The organism is Mesorhizobium sp. P5_C1, from assembly GCF_054049815.1.
Genome location: NZ_JBFULQ010001114.1, coordinates 1 through 981, shown reverse-complemented (window position 1 = coordinate 981; position 981 = coordinate 1). Strand labels below are relative to the sequence as shown.

2 protein-coding genes are annotated in these 981 nt (G+C 59.9%); one reads left to right on the top strand and one right to left on the bottom strand.

All coding sequences use genetic code 11. The features are described 5' to 3' along the window. The first annotated feature begins 31 nt into the window (after window positions 1-31). Entirely contained in the window at window positions 32-265 is a 234-nt protein-coding gene (locus ACXJ7R_RS34270) for a hypothetical protein (protein WP_457155661.1), read from the top strand. Between the two features lie 167 nt (window positions 266-432). Here ACXJ7R_RS34270 and ACXJ7R_RS34265 read toward each other — a convergent pair. Then, the coding region (locus ACXJ7R_RS34265) for a sensor histidine kinase (RefSeq protein ID WP_457155660.1) at window positions 433-981 on the bottom strand (549 nt) is incomplete at its 5' end.

Sequence of the window (981 nt, the reverse complement as noted above, 5' to 3'; positions counted from 1 at the left end):
CCGCCATCCTCATCGAAAAGGATATCTAATCATGCGTTCTATCCCTCTGAAGGCGGTGCTTGCCGCGATGATCGTCACCGTTCCGCTCACCGGCGCCTTTGCCGCCTCGTCGCACGGGGGAGACCGCGATGGCGGTCGCGACCGTGGCGATCACAGCAGCAATTACAGCGACTTCTCCCAGAATGGGTGGTTTGACGGCATCAATTCGTTCAAGGCCCATCCGGCTGAAGGCAAGAACTTCCTCCACCAGCTCAAGGGTGAATGAGAAGGTTCCACCGTCTCGCCGCAGCCCCGCCGTCTCTCAGGAGCGGCGCGGGTCTGCAGCGTGAAGCCTCATGAACATGTCACAGGCGCGCCGCCTGTCGATCAAGGCAGGCCATGTTGCTCAAGACAGGCATGTTTTCCGACTTCCCACGCCGCCGAACGAGATCATCAAAATGGAGCGCCGCGATAAAGCCCTTCGACCTGGCGGTTCGTTCGCATCGTCCGCCGGCATCGACTCGATCCGACTGAGTTTGGCTCAACTGTCTTTGGGATGACGAATTGGAAAATGCTGCCATGCGGAACATCGGGTGTGGCCCAGAGCCGACCGCCGTGGGCTGCGACGATAGAGCGGCATATCCACAGCCCCAATCCCATGCCCTCGCGCTTGGTCGTAAACAGGGGATCGAAGATGCGATCGATAAGTGCTGGATCGAGCCCTGTGCCCGAGTCCCCGACTGCAACCAGCACATCGCCATTCTTGTCGAGTTGGGTGACGATGCGCAGCTTTCGCTGCCGGTCCTGCACCATGCTCATCGCCTCGATGCCGTTCGCGACGAGGTTGGCGACGACCCGCTCCAGTTGACAGCGATCGCCCCTGATGGGCTCCAGGTTCTCAGCGAGGTCCACCTCGACCGCGATGCGATGATGGCGCAGATCGAGGCTCACGAGATTGAGGAGACCTCTGATCAAGTCGTTGATGTCGAGGTTGTTCGTTAT